The sequence below is a fragment of the Methanolobus zinderi genome (genome assembly GCF_013388255.1).
Classification (GTDB): domain Archaea; phylum Halobacteriota; class Methanosarcinia; order Methanosarcinales; family Methanosarcinaceae; genus Methanolobus; species Methanolobus zinderi.
Genome location: NZ_CP058215.1, coordinates 2,150,020 through 2,165,467 on the forward strand (window position 1 = coordinate 2,150,020; position 15,448 = coordinate 2,165,467).

The 15,448-nt window shown below is 46.5% G+C and carries 13 protein-coding genes; 3 read left to right on the forward strand and 10 right to left on the reverse strand.

The genetic code is table 11. From position 1 onward, the window contains the following. The first annotated feature begins 7 nt into the window (after window positions 1-7). Both HWN40_RS10580 and HWN40_RS10585 read left to right on the forward strand, forming a co-directional pair. Entirely contained in the window at window positions 8-862 is an 855-nt protein-coding gene (locus HWN40_RS10580; protein ID WP_176965696.1) for a DUF7714 family protein, read from the forward strand. Between the two features lie 14 nt (window positions 863-876). After that, window positions 877-1,887: an isocitrate/isopropylmalate dehydrogenase family protein gene (locus HWN40_RS10585; protein WP_176965697.1), complete on the forward strand. Its 1,011-nt coding sequence runs from the start codon at window positions 877-879 to the stop codon at window positions 1,885-1,887. A gap of 65 nt (window positions 1,888-1,952) precedes the next feature. Here the strand turns inward: HWN40_RS10585 and flaJ are convergent, their stop codons facing one another. The 6 genes from flaJ to HWN40_RS10615 all read right to left on the reverse strand — a co-directional run bounded on the left by flaJ (window position 1,953) and on the right by HWN40_RS10615 (window position 8,339). Then, window positions 1,953-3,608, reverse strand: coding sequence for an archaellar assembly protein FlaJ (gene flaJ, locus HWN40_RS10590; protein ID WP_176965698.1), 1,656 nt, complete (start codon window positions 3,606-3,608; stop codon window positions 1,953-1,955). Between the two features lie 9 nt (window positions 3,609-3,617). Then, complete coding sequence (locus HWN40_RS10595; protein WP_176965699.1) at window positions 3,618-5,276, reverse strand: type II/IV secretion system ATPase subunit; 1,659 nt, start codon at window positions 5,274-5,276, stop codon at window positions 3,618-3,620. A 20-nt stretch (window positions 5,277-5,296) separates the two neighbouring features. After that, on the reverse strand, window positions 5,297-5,992 hold the full coding sequence (arlH, locus tag HWN40_RS10600) for an archaellum protein ArlH (protein WP_176965700.1): 696 nt from the start codon (window positions 5,990-5,992) through the stop codon (window positions 5,297-5,299). 9 nt (window positions 5,993-6,001) lie between these two features. Beyond that, complete coding sequence (locus tag HWN40_RS10605; RefSeq protein ID WP_176965701.1) at window positions 6,002-6,508, reverse strand: flagellar protein G; 507 nt, start codon at window positions 6,506-6,508, stop codon at window positions 6,002-6,004. 105 nt (window positions 6,509-6,613) lie between these two features. Beyond that, a complete protein-coding gene (gene arlF, locus HWN40_RS10610) occupies window positions 6,614-7,045 on the reverse strand; it encodes an archaellum stator protein ArlF (RefSeq protein WP_176965702.1) in 432 nt (143 codons plus the stop codon). Further along, window positions 7,035-8,339 carry a FlaD/FlaE family flagellar protein gene (locus HWN40_RS10615; RefSeq protein WP_176965703.1) on the reverse strand — a complete coding sequence of 435 codons (1,305 nt, stop codon included), beginning with the start codon at window positions 8,337-8,339 and terminating at the stop codon, window positions 7,035-7,037. Before HWN40_RS10615 ends, arlF begins: the two co-directional genes overlap by 11 nt. 155 nt (window positions 8,340-8,494) lie before the next feature. Here HWN40_RS10615 and HWN40_RS10620 point away from each other — a divergent pair, with 155 nt between their 5' ends. Then, window positions 8,495-9,514, forward strand: coding sequence for a methyltransferase domain-containing protein (locus tag HWN40_RS10620; RefSeq protein WP_176965704.1), 1,020 nt, complete (start codon window positions 8,495-8,497; stop codon window positions 9,512-9,514). Between the two features lie 2 nt (window positions 9,515-9,516). Here the strand turns inward: HWN40_RS10620 and HWN40_RS10625 are convergent, their stop codons facing one another. The 4 genes from HWN40_RS10625 to alaS all read right to left on the reverse strand — a co-directional run bounded on the left by HWN40_RS10625 (window position 9,517) and on the right by alaS (window position 15,230). Beyond that, the gene (locus tag HWN40_RS10625; RefSeq protein ID WP_176965705.1) at window positions 9,517-9,891 is read right to left on the reverse strand and encodes a response regulator transcription factor; all 375 of its coding nucleotides are present in this window, start codon (window positions 9,889-9,891) and stop codon (window positions 9,517-9,519) included. Between the two features lie 65 nt (window positions 9,892-9,956). Further along, entirely contained in the window at window positions 9,957-11,015 is a 1,059-nt protein-coding gene (locus HWN40_RS10630; RefSeq protein ID WP_176965706.1) for a response regulator transcription factor, read from the reverse strand. Between the two features lie 86 nt (window positions 11,016-11,101). After that, window positions 11,102-12,442, reverse strand: a complete 1,341-nt coding sequence (gvpD, locus tag HWN40_RS10635; RefSeq protein ID WP_176965707.1) for a gas vesicle protein GvpD P-loop domain-containing protein — start codon at window positions 12,440-12,442, stop codon at window positions 11,102-11,104. Between the two features lie 10 nt (window positions 12,443-12,452). Further along, window positions 12,453-15,230, reverse strand: a complete 2,778-nt coding sequence (gene alaS, locus HWN40_RS10640; RefSeq protein WP_176965708.1) for an alanine--tRNA ligase — start codon at window positions 15,228-15,230, stop codon at window positions 12,453-12,455. Window positions 15,231-15,448: the final 218 nt, after the last annotated feature.

Genomic DNA, 15,448 nt, shown 5'->3' on the forward strand with positions numbered 1-15,448 from the left:
TACACATATGATCTTTCCTGACGAATATAAGTACGTGGGAATGAGCAGGGCCATTCCGGAAGATGCTGACGACAAGCGAATCTATTTTCTTACTCAATACCTGATCGTAGAGGACACAGTGGATGATGTGGAAAAATATTCCCTGTACAGTGTGGAAAATACTGGTGAGCAGCTTTTAAGAGATGTGGACAATCTTGAGATGATTGCCTCAGGTGAAGAGATAATCCGGTATGATAAAGAACTCAATATCAAGGATCGTACACTTCTGATTGAAACCGCGCATAAGCTGTGTAAAGGAAAGGTCAATACTGTGATATTCACAGGTATAGATAAGCATGTGACCTTTGTTCACAAACCTGACCTCAAAGAGATACTTGACATAGAGATAGTCGATGTGGTGCCTCCTGAGCCCTCATGGCTGGCAAGTGTTGTCAGAAGACTCGAGGAAAGCGGCATATTCGGAGATCTTACGATCAGGTTCATGGATAATCTTACCGATCTTCGGCAGTTCGAAGGAGAGAATACAGTCTTTCCATGTTCATCCTCGGGACTGAAAGGAAAGTGTCTTGACTGCGATGTGATAAAAGAGGACGGGTCGCTGCTTGTGGGATGCGAGATCTCCAGGGAACTGTTCGAATCAAGGTTTCCGGACCTGGAGTATTCATTTATCAATATCTGTCCTTTCAAATCCGATGTATTCAAACCAGCAAAATCCTTTATCACCAGGTGCTGCCGCTCGGAAAAGTCAGGTATCGTGACCATCAACGGCATTAAGGGTGCCGTGGTCCACTGGGGTGCATCGGAATTCTATGTGGCGGACACGATCTGGAAACTTGTTAGGGAGCTGCGGGGAGAGAACTGATCATAGGTGTCAAAATGAAACTTGCAATTGTTGAAGGAGACGGAATCGGAAAAGAAGTTATTCCCGCGGCGGTCAGAGTACTGGATGCCCTGGAGATGGACGTTGAGAAGGTCTATCTTGAGTTGGGCTATGGCAAATGGGAAAAGACAGGATCTGCCATTACCGATCAGGACATAGAGATACTCAAAAGCTGTGACTGTATACTCTTTGGTGCTGTGACAACACCTCCTGATCCCAATTACAAGAGTGTGCTGCTGACGATCCGCAAGGAGCTTGACATGTACGCCAATATCCGCCCCATCAAGCCACTGCCATGTGTGGACTGCAACTTTGAGAGGGAAGATTTTAATTTCGTGATCGTGCGAGAGAATACCGAAGGTCTCTATTCAGCAATAGAAGAGATTGGTGAAGATGCCTCATATACAAAGAGGATTGTGACCAGAAAAGGATCAAAACGAATAGCTGAATATGCCTGTAAGCTTGCAAAAAGCAGGAAGAATGAACTTACAATAGTCCACAAATCCAATGTTATGAAATCGGACAAGTTGTTCCTTGATGTCTGCCGCGAAACCGCTTCTGAGCATGAAGTTGAGTACAGTGACGAACTTGTGGATTCGATGGCCTATAAGTTGATGGTCTCCCCTGAAAAATTTGATGTGATAGTAACAACGAACCTTTTCGGGGATATTCTCAGTGACATGTCAGGGGCACTTGTAGGAGGGCTTGGACTTCTCCCCAGTGCAAATATAGGTACAGAGCATGCATTCTTTGAGCCGGTCCACGGAAGTGCACCTGATATCGCAGGAGAAGGGATCGCAAATCCCATCGCAGCCATATTGAGTCTTAAGATGTTGCTCGAATGGCATGGGGATATCATGCAGGCAGGTCTTGTGGAGGAAGCTCTGGAATCTTCCCTCAACATGGGAGTTACAACACCAGATCTTGGCGGAAGTTTCACAACTGAAGAAGTGACAGAGGCCATAGTTGAGCATATAGAAATTAAAATTAGAAACGGGTCTTCCTGAAAGACCTGTTCTAACTGGTTCAATCCTTTTTCGAAAAGGAAAGATTGGACTTTCTTTTTTCTTTTTCACGTAATTCCAAGCAGTGAAGATACTGCTGCCATTGTTACCACGGCACTTGCTGCTGATATCCAGACCATTATAACAAAGTCTATGGTCGCACTGAGCATATGACCACCATCAACCACCCTGATAAGGATCGCAGACATCAGGGAATGACCTACCATGATAGCCAGAACCATGTTTGCAAGCAGGTCCATACTTCCTATATTTGTGTAAAGCACCATACCCATTGACATACCAGGAGGCATCTCCACCGCAGAGAACATGTCCTGCATCAGTCCCACAACACCCAGCGAGATATACATGGTAAAACCGATACCACCGGTCAGTCCGTAGAGCACACCCACAAGACTGCCTGCGGACTGGGTCCTTTTCTTCCTAAGAGTGACTATCCTGTGGAAATTGGTTGCAATAATATCGCCAATAACCTCAGGTTTACCACCTAGGTTCGTGGCCTCCACGAACATCACACTGAAACGCTGGATAAGATTGCTTCCCGTATTGGCAGAGAATATCTCCCACGAGGTCATTTTATCGATCCTGGTTACCAGCATCTTGTAAAGGTTGTTCACATCCTTTGTAAGCGGACCGAAGTCGTGTGCCCTCAGTGCCCTCAGTGCATCATCTATCACACCACCCCTGGCACCTGCAGAGCTTCCAAGGGAGCGTATAAAAGCAGGGAAGTTCTCGTCTTTTCTTCGTATGCTTTTCTCGATCTTGCGGGCAACATATCCGGTATAGACCAGTGGAGTGAATATCATTGCAACTGCTATAGATGTTTCAATCTTGCCATATAGTGTGACAAGCACAGCCACAACAATACAACCTGCTATCGAGATGGGAATGGAACGATACATTTTCAGCTTGTCACTGGTAAGTAGTTTTGATCTGCTCCATGCAGGATCCTTCGGGATCTTGTTCTTGGTGAAAACAACCATTACCAGATCTGTAAGAAGGAAGACGACCACTACTATACCCATTAGAAGTTCTGCGTTCATTCCCGTAATAACCGGCATGATAACCGCAAATGAAGCCATGAAAATCAGTGACATCACCATGGATACGAAGAGTTCCTTGATGACCTCTACGGCATAGAGAGCACCGTTATACATGGATTCATATTCGTTCATTACAACGTTCTGCTCCGCAAAAAGGAAGGATTTGACATCCTCTCCTGACTGGAGTGCATGGGCAAACCTGTCAAGAAAATCCTCGAATATTATGGAAGGTGTTCTCTTTGATATGAACCTGCATCCGTCCGCAAGACTGAGGTTCCAGACGGTCACAAGATCATATATTTTCTTTGTCTCTTCCGCAAGTTCCTGATAGTCCTCATTTTCGGAAACGATGCGGATGATATCAAGCCTTGGAGTCTCTGCAGTTGCGATCGATCCCATCTGGGTAATGTAATAGTGCATGTTGTTATCGATACGGGATGCCTTTGCACCCAGAATTGACAAAGGATAGGCGAATGCAAATATGAAACATATTACCGTAACAAGTGCGGGGATGTACTGTGCCGGACCAACAAAGAGAGTCGGGAGAAGGACATACATGAGTAAGGCAAAGAAAATACCAAACCCGATGATGGGCAAAGCAAACTTCTTGAGATAGGCTTTTGGCTCCATCCCCAGATTCTTGAATGCCTTCTCATAACTCACAGAACTCACCTATACTACAAACGGAAGACCGTCCACACCATGCTTATAGAAATTCACGATTATCTCAAGCACATCATAATAATCATCGATACCGCGTGAGCGCATCTCATCAAGTATCCTGGCTCTGAGGAAAAGATCCTGATATATCAGTCTCTTGTCCTCATAACCGAGTTTTGTTGCGATCTTGTTCTCAAGGATGAAACTGTTGTTCAGACCCCTGAAGTTATGTGTGTCAGTCTCCGGGTCCCACTGGAACACGGCCCTGGTGACAACTCCACCAACTTCCTCATAATATCCTTCTATCTCCTCAATCGCAAGACAGCGCCTCAGGAACTTACCCTTACGATAAACCGCAGACAATATCATTGCCACATTCAGGTTATCTATGAAAGTCACGGGAACATTGATGGGATCTGCCGTCAGACGCTGGATCATCTTGGTGACAGCAGATGCGTGAAATGTAGCCAGTACAGGGTGTCCTGTCTGCATACCCTGAAAAGCCACATTACCTTCGGCTCCTCGAATCTCACCAACGATAATGTAGTTCGGCCTTGAACGCAGTGCAGCCTTGAGCAGAGCAAATGTATCCACCCTGGAATCGGGTGGTCCCTCCTCACGGGTGATAAGCTGCTGCCACACAGGTTGCGGTGGCTGGACCTCTGCCGTATCCTCTGCTGAGAATATCTTTGCCTTCGGGTTAACAAAGGAAAGACATGCATTCAGCATTGTGGTCTTACCACTTGCTGTCTCGCCACTGAAGAAGACACTCATGCCGTTCTCAAGACACATCCACATGTAAGCTGCCATTTCAGGGCTCAGCGCACCCCAGTTGATAAGCTGGATGATACTTACGGGCACCTCACTGAATTTACGCATGGTAAAACTGCTACCACGCCTACTGACATCTATACTGTAAATGATGTTAATACGGGAACCATCAGGAAGAGCACCGTCGGCTATGGGGCGGGCATCACTGACCGGACGTCCGATACGCTCACTCATACTCCTGAGCCAGTCATCCAGTCCCTGCTCATCCCCGAAAGTGAGGTTTGTCTTCACAGTATCGAAAATCTTGTGGACGATAAAGACATTATCCACACCGATACTGCTGATATCCTCAAGGTACGGGTCCCTGATGATAGGCTCGATCGGACCGGAGCCGATGATATCTCTCTCAATATGATAGAGGATCTTGTTGTACTCGTTCTGGGTCATCGGCACTTTCTTCTGGACAGGCATCAGTTTCTGGATTATATCGAACTTCCCTGCTACCTCCTCATCCATGCTGCCACCAGAACCCACATCCACTGAATCGTTGAGAAGCTTGGTGATCAGGTCCTTTAGTTCTGATTCGGATTCGGGAACCGGTTCCAGAGAGGATTTTTCCAGGATTATACTCAGGACAGCATCATATTTCTTCTTTTCAAGCCCGTTCAATAATGGTTCAATACCATAATACCGGACCTCTCCAAGTTCGGCTGTACCGTAAAGATGAATGAAGACAGGGTCTCCCACAGGTAAAATTATATTGACGTTTTCCGAATCAATGTCCTTGGACAGACTTACCATGAATGTTGGTTCATCGGCGTCGTTTTCTTTCATGAACTTCCTGACATAATCACCAAGATGCGGATTTCTCTGTATGGCTTTCTCAAATTCCTGATCCATTCAACCGCCTTCCTCAATAATCATGATACCGAAGCTATCTCTACAACGAGCCCGACCTTTGGTTCTATCCTGAAACCTATCATCTGACCCACCGGACCCTTGGCCCCGGTGAATTTGTTGACCACAATCGTACGCTTTACCTCACTTCCCAGAGGCCTTGATTTGAGAGTTATGTAGACGTCACAGGACGACCTGAACATTGCAGCGATATCCTCACTGAGCTGATTTGGCTCGATCGTGAGTATGATGACCTTTCCCATACCATTGAGCTTTTTAAAAAAGGATATCAGGTCAAGGCTTTTTTCGGTATTTGCACTGTATTTTATCAAAGATGAGATCGTGTCTATAACTATCACGTTCTTCTCGAAGAGCTCTTCAGCAGCCATTAATCTCTCAAGGAAATCAAAACGTGATTTTGCAGCCTGTACAAGGGGAATTACCGGAATGTACAGCAGGTTACCGTTCAGAAGGAAAGGCGCTATCGGATAGTCCATGGAATACATCTGGTTTATGAAACCCTTTGTTGTCAGTTGAGTGGAGACAAAGGTAACACTCACTTCATTCTCATTCAGACCATATGCCAGCCGCTGGGTGATCGAACTCTTGCCACCGCCGCTCCCTCCTTCTATCACCACAAGGGAGCCTGCCGGGAATCCTCCACCAAGCTTATCGTTGAGCTCGTCTCTTGCTACTTGAAAAGAATAGATCTTTGCCATTTTCCTCCATTAAGTTATAAAGCTCATACCACCGGATTTTCCGTTCTCGGCTGCAACAAGTATGCGATGGTCACCCTCGTTCAGGGGAGAAGGATCTGTTATGACATTGATGATAAGAACATCTCCTGGACGCCATATGACATCACCATCGGGAAGATCCATATCGACATTTGCTGACTCTATCATGACACCATCTACCATGACCGTTACAAATTCGGGTACAAGTTCGGTCTTGCCTGTGTTCTTTGCATAGAAGGTATAGTAATTCCCGGTGGAGTCATAGGGAATGACATAGGGGTCATTGACAATGGTTATGTCTGTTCTCATCTGATCGGAGAGCAACTTACTGCTAACAGAGGATGAGGCTACCATAGACTGGATATCGGCTGAGAGTACGGTAACGACTCCCATTGCGATAATAATGGCTGCAATAAAGAATATCATATGAGTTACAGCCGTCTCTGCCTTCTCAGCTTTGAAAAGCGAATGCCTTACATCCTGGTGTTCATCCCTCATACTTTGCTACCGTCTGCTAAGGTATTTGATGATATTCGATAATATAATCGAATTTATTATATATTGACAATGGTATATAAATTTGATACCAGACAGTTACCGGTTTCAAACAATATAGGTAGAATAATCGGCGACACCATTCTCAGTCACAACTTTCACCCGGTGGCTTCCTGTGCCCTCAAGGCCGGAAACCGTAAGGTTGCGGGTTTCCTCCGGGACCCATGTCACAGTGGTGTCGGAAAAGGCATAGTCCTCGATACTTCCGTCGATCAGGATGTTTAGCCTATCAAAGCTTAAGGTTTCACTTCCGGTGTTTGTCATGGTTACCGTAAGGTCATAGGTCCCATTGAAAACACCCGCAATGGCATTATCGATCTCAATATCAGTGTTCAGACTTTTGCTCTGCATCTCGTGTTGCTGGGCAGATGCATCTGCTTCTATCTCAGCAGATGTTGTCAGGGTCGTATAGGACAGAGTCCCGAGAATGACCGCGGAGATAAAAAGGATAACAACGACCACAGAAACCTCAAATCCCATAAAGTTCCTCCAGTCCGTGCTTCACCTTTGACATTTCCCGGTCCAGGGAGCTTAGCATGTTACGGTCGATCTTGCGTCCGCACAGGCGTTCGACAAACAGCAGGGACTTGGTGTGATCCTCAGGAAGCAGGCGCCATGTAGGTTTTTCCACATAATAGTCGATCCCACGGGCATAGGCCATTACCTCGGATCTCACATCCTCGCTGATCCAGCCGATATCCACATAATAATCCAGTGCATCCATAAGATTATTCCTGCCCACACGCTCCATCAGGAATTCTATCCAGTTGAGCAGTACGACAACGCTTGTGGGGTCGGTCCTTATGTTCTCAAGGCGCACCATGGGAACAAGGTCCTTTTTGACCTTCCGGGCATCTTCATCGCCCTCATTGTCAGTAAGATCCTCAACAATCTCATCCCCGGCACCAGATACCGATTGCGGAGTCACGGGGACACCCTGCCTTTCGATCTCATCAACCCTTAAGGAAATACTGCTTGTGGTTTCCGCAAGTTCCAGTATATTCTGATCAATGAGTTCGTTCTTGTTCGAGAGTTCCTCTGTTTTTGCGGTGAGACCCTCTATGCTCTCATGCAGCATGGCCATGGCATCGGCGAAGGCTGTGAGTTTGGATTCCACATCCTGCATCTTGGAATCGAGTTCCTGCGAGATACCCGGCATGTTCAATTTATGGTCAATTGCATCCATATCGTTCTTGAAGACTACCAGCAGATCACCAATCTCAGTGATCCTGTTCTCCACTTTCTCGAACCTCTCTATCGTGGCTCTGGAAGCCACATCGTCACCCACGAAGGGATTCACCTGATTGGACACGATCTCATAGAGAGAAAGTAACTCGAGTACACTCTGATCGATCTTGTCCACGGTCTTTTTGATCTCTTCGTTCTCACGCTGCACCATGCTAAGTGTTACGTCAGCTTTGGAAACCTTCGATTCGACCTCTTTGATCCTCTTGGCGTTGAGTTCGATGGCCTCCTTGTTCTCAGAAGAGCCTGACTGACCGGAACCACCCGGACCTCCCATACCGGGCGGAGCACCACCCGGAGGAGCTGCACCTGGTGGTGCCATGCCTGGCGGACCTGAGGGAGCGTTTGCACCCGGCGGGCCCCCGGGAGGCATACCTGAACCCAGGTCCGGAACCGAACCCAGATCAGGAACACTATCCATAAAAGGGGGTTCGTTGGAGGCAAAGGGAGAACTACTCCCCTTCTTCTTTCCTTTTTTAGCAAGGATGCCTGAAGTTGCCTTTTTTATCTTATCAGTCAAGCCGGACATGGTTTCTCATAAAAGATAGCTATTGTTAGATATATCTATAGATACTACAATATACGTACAATATTATATAAAAATATTGAATGAAAATGTTGGACCGAATAAGCAGGCGAAGGTGGATTTAAATCATTTGACATACCTTTGCTTCAAAGATAAGAGTGACACGTAAGAAGAAATTCGAACACAGGTTATTTTCCGACAAAGACGGAAAACGATTCGCAACTCCTGAAAATGTTGCAAAATACAGGGCCAAACGCCTAAAATGCAACACCATCGCAGACATCAGTTGCGGGATCGGCGGGCAGACGATCTATTTTGCAGAAGAATGCGAGAAGGTCTTTGCAATAGAGATAGACCCTAAAAAGATAGAGTATGCCAGGAAAAACTGCAGGCAACTTGGTATCGATAATGTCGAATTCATCTGCGCCGATGCACTTTCCCCTGAAGCTATAGAAAATTTACCTAGGCTTGATGTTGTTTTCTCGGACCCTGCAAGACCACCAAGTGAAAAAAGGCGTGATATCAATAGTTTACAGCCTTCGATTCCCGAAGTAATGGATGCCTACAGGGATAAGACATCGAACTTTGTCTTCGAGGCCCCACCTCAGCTTACACCAGGGAGGATTCCCTTTGACTGTGAGAAAGAATACCTATCCCTGGATGGCAAGATGAACCGTCTGGACCTCTATTTCGGGGAACTGAAAAAATGTGAGATATCAGCCATAGCACTTCCTTCCGGAGCCAGGATCGAATCGGACGCTACTAACAGCCCGGATATTCAGGTGGTCAGTAAGCCGGCACTGTATGCCTATGAGCCGGAGGAATCGGTTGAAAGGGCAGGACTTCTTGCAGAGCTTGCCGGAGAAGTAAAAACACAGGCAAAGGATATCGGTGTTTTCCCGATTGATAAAAAGCGTATTTTCCTGACATCAATGGAAGATATAGATCATCGATTGTTCAAGAACAGATACAAAGTGCTCAACACTCCGGCGTTTGACATAGGCCGAATCAACAAATATCTTAAGGAGAACGGTTTCGGGACCGTATTGTTACGAGCTTCGGTGGATCCGAAAGAATACTGGGATATACGTAACAGTCTGGAAAAAGGACTCAGAGGAGACAGAAAAGCACATCTTTTCCTCAAAGGACAAAATGCCATATTATGTGAGACACTGTAAACTTACTGACCATCCATTTCAAGCAGAGATCTGGTCCTCTTTATCAGTTCCTTTCTGCTGAATGGTTTTGTGATGTAGTCGTCCGCTTTTATGACATGCAGGCCCAGCATCTTGTCGAATTCCTGGCTTTTTACGGTCAGCATGGCAACCGGGAGACCCGGATTATTCTCTTTTATCTTGTGGAATGTTTCCCATCCGTTCATGTCGGGCATCATTATATCGAGCAGTATTGCATCAGGTAGCTCTTCTTTTATGAACTCCAGGCATTCAAAACCACTGTTTGCCCCGATAACATCTATGCCTTCAGATTCAAGAATAAGTTTCACAAGGTCTATGGTATCTGGCTCATCATCTACGACCATGACTTTGGGACACATTTTTTATAACTCCTGAGAAAACGATCTTTCCAGATGAGAATCTAATACACTCTTTAAATATATATTTAATCCTCTTCTGTCCATCCAAGTCTTCTCATGACCATCTTAATACGGGCTTTAACTTCCCTTTTGTCGAATGGTTTTGATATATAATCGTCAATTCCAAGTTCCATACCCTTGACCTTATCTTCGACCGCGGTCTTTGCGGAGATCATTATAACAGGTATATCACTTGCGGTTTTACTTTCCTTAAGCTGCTCGACAACCTCATATCCGTCCATATCAGGCATCATGATATCCAGCAGTATAAGATCCGGTTTTTCCTTCAGGGCGGTTTCGATGGCCTGTTCACCGTTGTAGGCGACCAGGAACTCGTAAGGTTCGTTTATAAGCGAGAGTTTAAGAAGTTCGGGAATATCAGGTTCATCATCCACGATAAGGATCTTCAGTTTATCACTTCTGATCTTCTTTCTGGAGTATTCCAGTTTGATAGAACCCTCTTCCACGGTGTACAGAAAGTCAAAATCCTTCAGTCCGACCTGTGCATGCACCTCACCTATATTTGTGGCTTCAAGTACGACATCAAAGAATGACTTGATAAGCATTTCCGTATCAGCGGAAACTATGTCCTTCAGGAGTATGGAAACCATACCGCCCTGCTTCTCACGTATCTTTTTCTCCACAAACTGCATGAAGTTCTCGACCACCTGCATGGTGTCTCCTGCAAGAACGTTCATATTATCGATAACAAGCAGTGATCCGGGATTTTTCTCAAAAAGGTTGGATATGTGTGACGCCATCTTTGTATAATCTGCCGCAGAGCTACAGTAAAGAGTGTTCTTCTGAGGCTCCGTACCTGGCATTTCAATGTCAATGAACCAGATACGATCCATGAATCCATCGATATCCAGACCGAAATCCCCGAATTTGTTCAGGACCTTATCCCTGGGAGAATTAAGACAGAGCCAGACCACATTCCTGTCAGCATTGTTAGTCAGTACATCATAGACATGAAAATAGACAAGACGTTCCACAAAGCTGTCTACAGGGGCAAAGAACAGAGAGGTCTTGTTTGCCAATTCACTCCTTAAAGTGGCCAGAATTTCAGCAGTCCGATCTTCCATTATCCCTAACCTTTATATTGTTTTATCAATATTGGTTCTATTTTCTTATTAATGTTTGGGATGTTTAATATAAAAAAGCACAGGCTTTATTTGATCGGGGTGATCCGTACCTGCGGATAGCCTGAACTGAAATCCATCTGGGCCACATACAATCCTGTTTTGGGTACAATACCATACATGACAAGAGTCTTGTCAACGTTCTCGAACTTCCAGTGGGTCGTGGCCATATGTGCCACCGAATCGGTTATCTTCTGGCCATGTTTTGTAACAGCAAGCACGACATTATCAGTAGTTTTAGTCACCGATGCCATCTGTCCTATGATAGGACTAATGTTCTCCCAGCCATAGTTGTACTCCATGCTGTCAAGCCCTATGTAATCCAGAAGAGGAGAACCATGCTGTCGCACCATCTCATTCTTTGACTGATAGAAGACATCCATGTCTTTATATACATTACCTGAAAAAGCAGCGATGTATGAAGGAATTCGACCTTTCTGGTCACGTATCTCAAAACCCTTGAACTGCCCTGCAAGATCCTGGCCTGTGGTAAAGGGTGAGATCATCCTCTTTTCGGTCTCAACACTGGTACCCTCCGTGGGCATGCTTAACAGACCCCTGCCAAGGATCAGGTGATTGATAAATGTAGGAAGCAGAAGGCTGTAGAATGAGTCTCCGACACCACTTGTGATCTCAAAGAGGTTGAAGCTGCCTTTCTGATACCCGCCACCGAGTATCTCATCAAAATCGGGACTGCCGGTGGATATCTTGCTTTCCATGGGATCTGCAATAGCATCGGGAACAGCGGTATTTTTGGGATAGGAAACCCTGAAGGGTTCGAAACTTGTGAACTTCCCGCCATCCAGTGTAAAAACATAGCGCGACTGGGACATCTCAACCCCACGGAGTTTTAGCAACTGAATCTTACGGATATCAGCATCATAGATCTCCGAAACTTCAAGGGATACCACTCCGTCAACCAGATAATCAAGTGATGTGACCTCTGTCTGCTCGGTTATGAGCACAAGATCAGCATTCACCTTTCTGGAAAAATCGGATAGCAGACGCTCGAGCTCGAACTTGTTGTCTTCCCATCGGGACGATCTGGTTGTGGCAATGCTCAGTGAGTCAATGGAGTCTACCACGATCATGGGTTTTGAATCACCGGACTCCCAGATCACCTTGATCCGGGAAGCAAGCATCCTGAGAAAATCCTCGTTATTGCTGAAATCCCCCTCTATCCACGGGAATTTGCCATAGGATGAAGTTTTGTCTATCCGTGGAGATATGTAGACACAGTTCCCCTCGGGACAGAGCTCATTCAGTATTTCGAATACGAATGTGGTTTTACCGGTACCTGGTTTGCCTTTTACGAGCAGGGACTTCCCGAACTGGGAAGAAAAGAACTGCTCTATCTCCCCTGGAATCATGATTCGCCTCTCAGAAAGCCTTTAACTGACCTTTTAACACCGACACACCGCATTCCAGTGAATCGTCCACTTTCTGCGAGTCTGTTCCGCCACCACGGGCCATGTTCGGACGACCGCCGCCACCGCCGCCGACCACTTTAGACATTTCCCTCACAATGGAGCCTGCATTGGCACCGGCTTTGAGGGCATCGTCACCTGCAGCAGCTACGATCTTGACACTTTCGCCATCACTTGCAAGTATAGCCACGACATCCCCGTTCTGTGTGAGCTCGCCTGCGATCTTTACCAGTTCATCGGCATCCGCATTTGGTATAAGACTGGCTATAACACGCAGCCCTTCCACATCCCGGGCGTCATTTACCATGCCTGCAACACGGGCATGCGCGAGTTCGTCCTTGAGTCTTTCATTCTCTTTCTTGAACTCCTTCCATTCGCCAAAGAAACGCTCGATCGTTGATGGAAGATGTTCGGGAAGTACGCGCAGAGCTTCTGCAGACTGATCCAGATAGGACTCCATCTCCTGTGTGGCCCTGACAGCCGCAAGTCCGGCAGCATATTCTATACGTTCCACACCGTCCTGTATACGCTCGGTCTTGAGCATCTTGATGGGACCTACAAGACCAGTACTTGTACAGTGTGTACCTCCGCAGGCCTCCACATCATCCGCGACCTTGAGCACACGTATCCTGTTGCCAGGAGGGACACCTCCCTGATAGAGCTTGAAGCCGTATTTCTTCTCGGCATCGATACGGTCCATCCATTCAGCAGTAACGCGCTGGTTCTCCATAACCGTGCGGTTGGCTATGAGTTCTATCTGGTTGAGCTCATCCTGGGTGATGCGTTTATAGTGAGATATATCAAGACGGGCACGGTCAACTGTCTTCTGTGCACCTGTCTGCCAGACATGATCACCGAGTACCTTTCTGGCTGCATCGTTCACAATGTGAGTGGCAGTGTGATGGCATGCATGGGCCATCCTTCTATCTTCGTTAACCTTGCCGACGACCATGTCACCTTTGCGCAGCTGAAGCTCATCCACGACACCATCGAAAGTGTGGACCACGACACCATCCACGACCTGGACGTCTATGACGTTCAATACATTGTCATAAACTGTTATTGTACCATGGTCTGCGGGCTGTCCGCCACCTTCCGGATAGAAGAGGGTACTGTCAAGTACAAGATGGTTGTCAAAAATATCCAGTACCACTGCCTCGAACTCAAGACGCGTTGGCTCGTCATAGAAGAGACGTTTTGTCTCCGGGAGTTTCTCGACCTTGGCAGCATAAGGGAAAACCTTCTCCTCCTTGGCCTCTGCCTTGCTGTGACCCTCTGCCACCAGTGAATAGAAGTTATCCGGGAGCTCGGTCTCCACACCCATCTCTGATGCGACCTCCTTTGAGATCTCCGGAGGAATACCGTGGCTGTCGTACATCTCGACAACAGTATCAAGGGGTATTTTCTCACCTGCAGACTTATAGTGCTTTGCAGACTTCTGGATCATACGTCTTCCACGATCAAGGGTCTCCGAGAATTTCTTTTCCTCATGTTCCAGTATGTCCTGTATTACATCCAGTTTCTCGCTGAATTCAGGATACTCCGGCAGGTTGTTGATGTGCATCTCAACGATCTCGGACAGAGGGATCCTGATATCCATCTCATCCATCATCCTCAGGGTCCTGCGCAGCACCAGACGCGCGAGATATCCTGCCTTCACATTAGAAGGTATGATGCCGTCTGCCAGCATGAAGGTCAGACAGCGGCTATGATCGGTAATGGCGTATATGTTCTCCACTGGCTCCATAATGGCTGAAAGCTTGTCCACGGTGATACCGATACTGGACGCAACCTGTTTGCGCAACTCAAAGAGATTTGCCTTTTCGCTTACATCCATGAGTCCCGCAAGGCGGGCATTCTGGGCAAGGATATTGGAGTATTCGGTATTGTCCAGCTCATGTTCAAGCCCCGCAAGTTCCATAAGCTCATTGACAATATTCGGGAAAACAGCATCATATATGGTTGGCGAGCCCTGTGAAGCCCACACGAACCTCTCCAGCCCGTATCCCGTATCAACGATATAATTATCCATCTTCTGGTATTTGTCACCCTTGATCTCAATATTGCCTTCCTTTGACTGCTCAAGGTCCATGAACACAAGTGTTGCTACTTCAAGACCACCTACAAGTGCCTCAACACACGGACCGGCATTGCCTCCGCCCGCCCAGGGTTCCTCCTTATAGGTCACAGCCAGCGGATCCACACCAAGGGAGTTGAAGAGCTCGTCACAGAGCTCCAGCGTGTGATCCTTCCAGTAAATTACCTCATCCTTCTTATTGAAGGCATGATGCGCCATCATCTCGAATGTGGTCAGATGACGACCGCTCCTGCCCACTGCATCAAGGTCTGAAAGACGGATACATGGCTGTGAGATCGTCAGTGGATTTGCCGGAGGGCGTACCTGTCCGGAAGTGACGAATGGCTGGAAATCGGCAATTGATGCGATTGTCAGGTATATGTCGTCTCTCCACCTGGCCACGACAGGATATCTTTCCAGTCTGGTATGGCCTCTTTCTTCGAAAAAACTAAGATAATATTCCCTCATCTCTGCGAGGTCGAACTTTTTCTTGAAAACCGGATTACCTATGAAGCTATATGGATCACAGGGAGCGTCGCCGCAGGTATTCCTGTCAAGGTCCCGTGTCCAGAAGAATTTACCGCATTTTGAACACTGCTTACGAATAAAGCCGTTTTCATAGAAAAAGTCAAGCTGATATTCATCCTCAAGCATAATTATTCCAACTAGATGATCATTTGATGAAATTTATTCTTCCAAGTATGCCCCAATGATTAAAAATGTTTCTTATAGAAATTTGCCGAAAATCTGCCAACCAATAAAATATAATAGTCAATATAAATATACATGATAAATAATGTCAATTGTGTGCGTTTATTAATTTTTTGAGGATTTTTTATCGCCATGCTATGAACATAGAACTGTCCATAAAA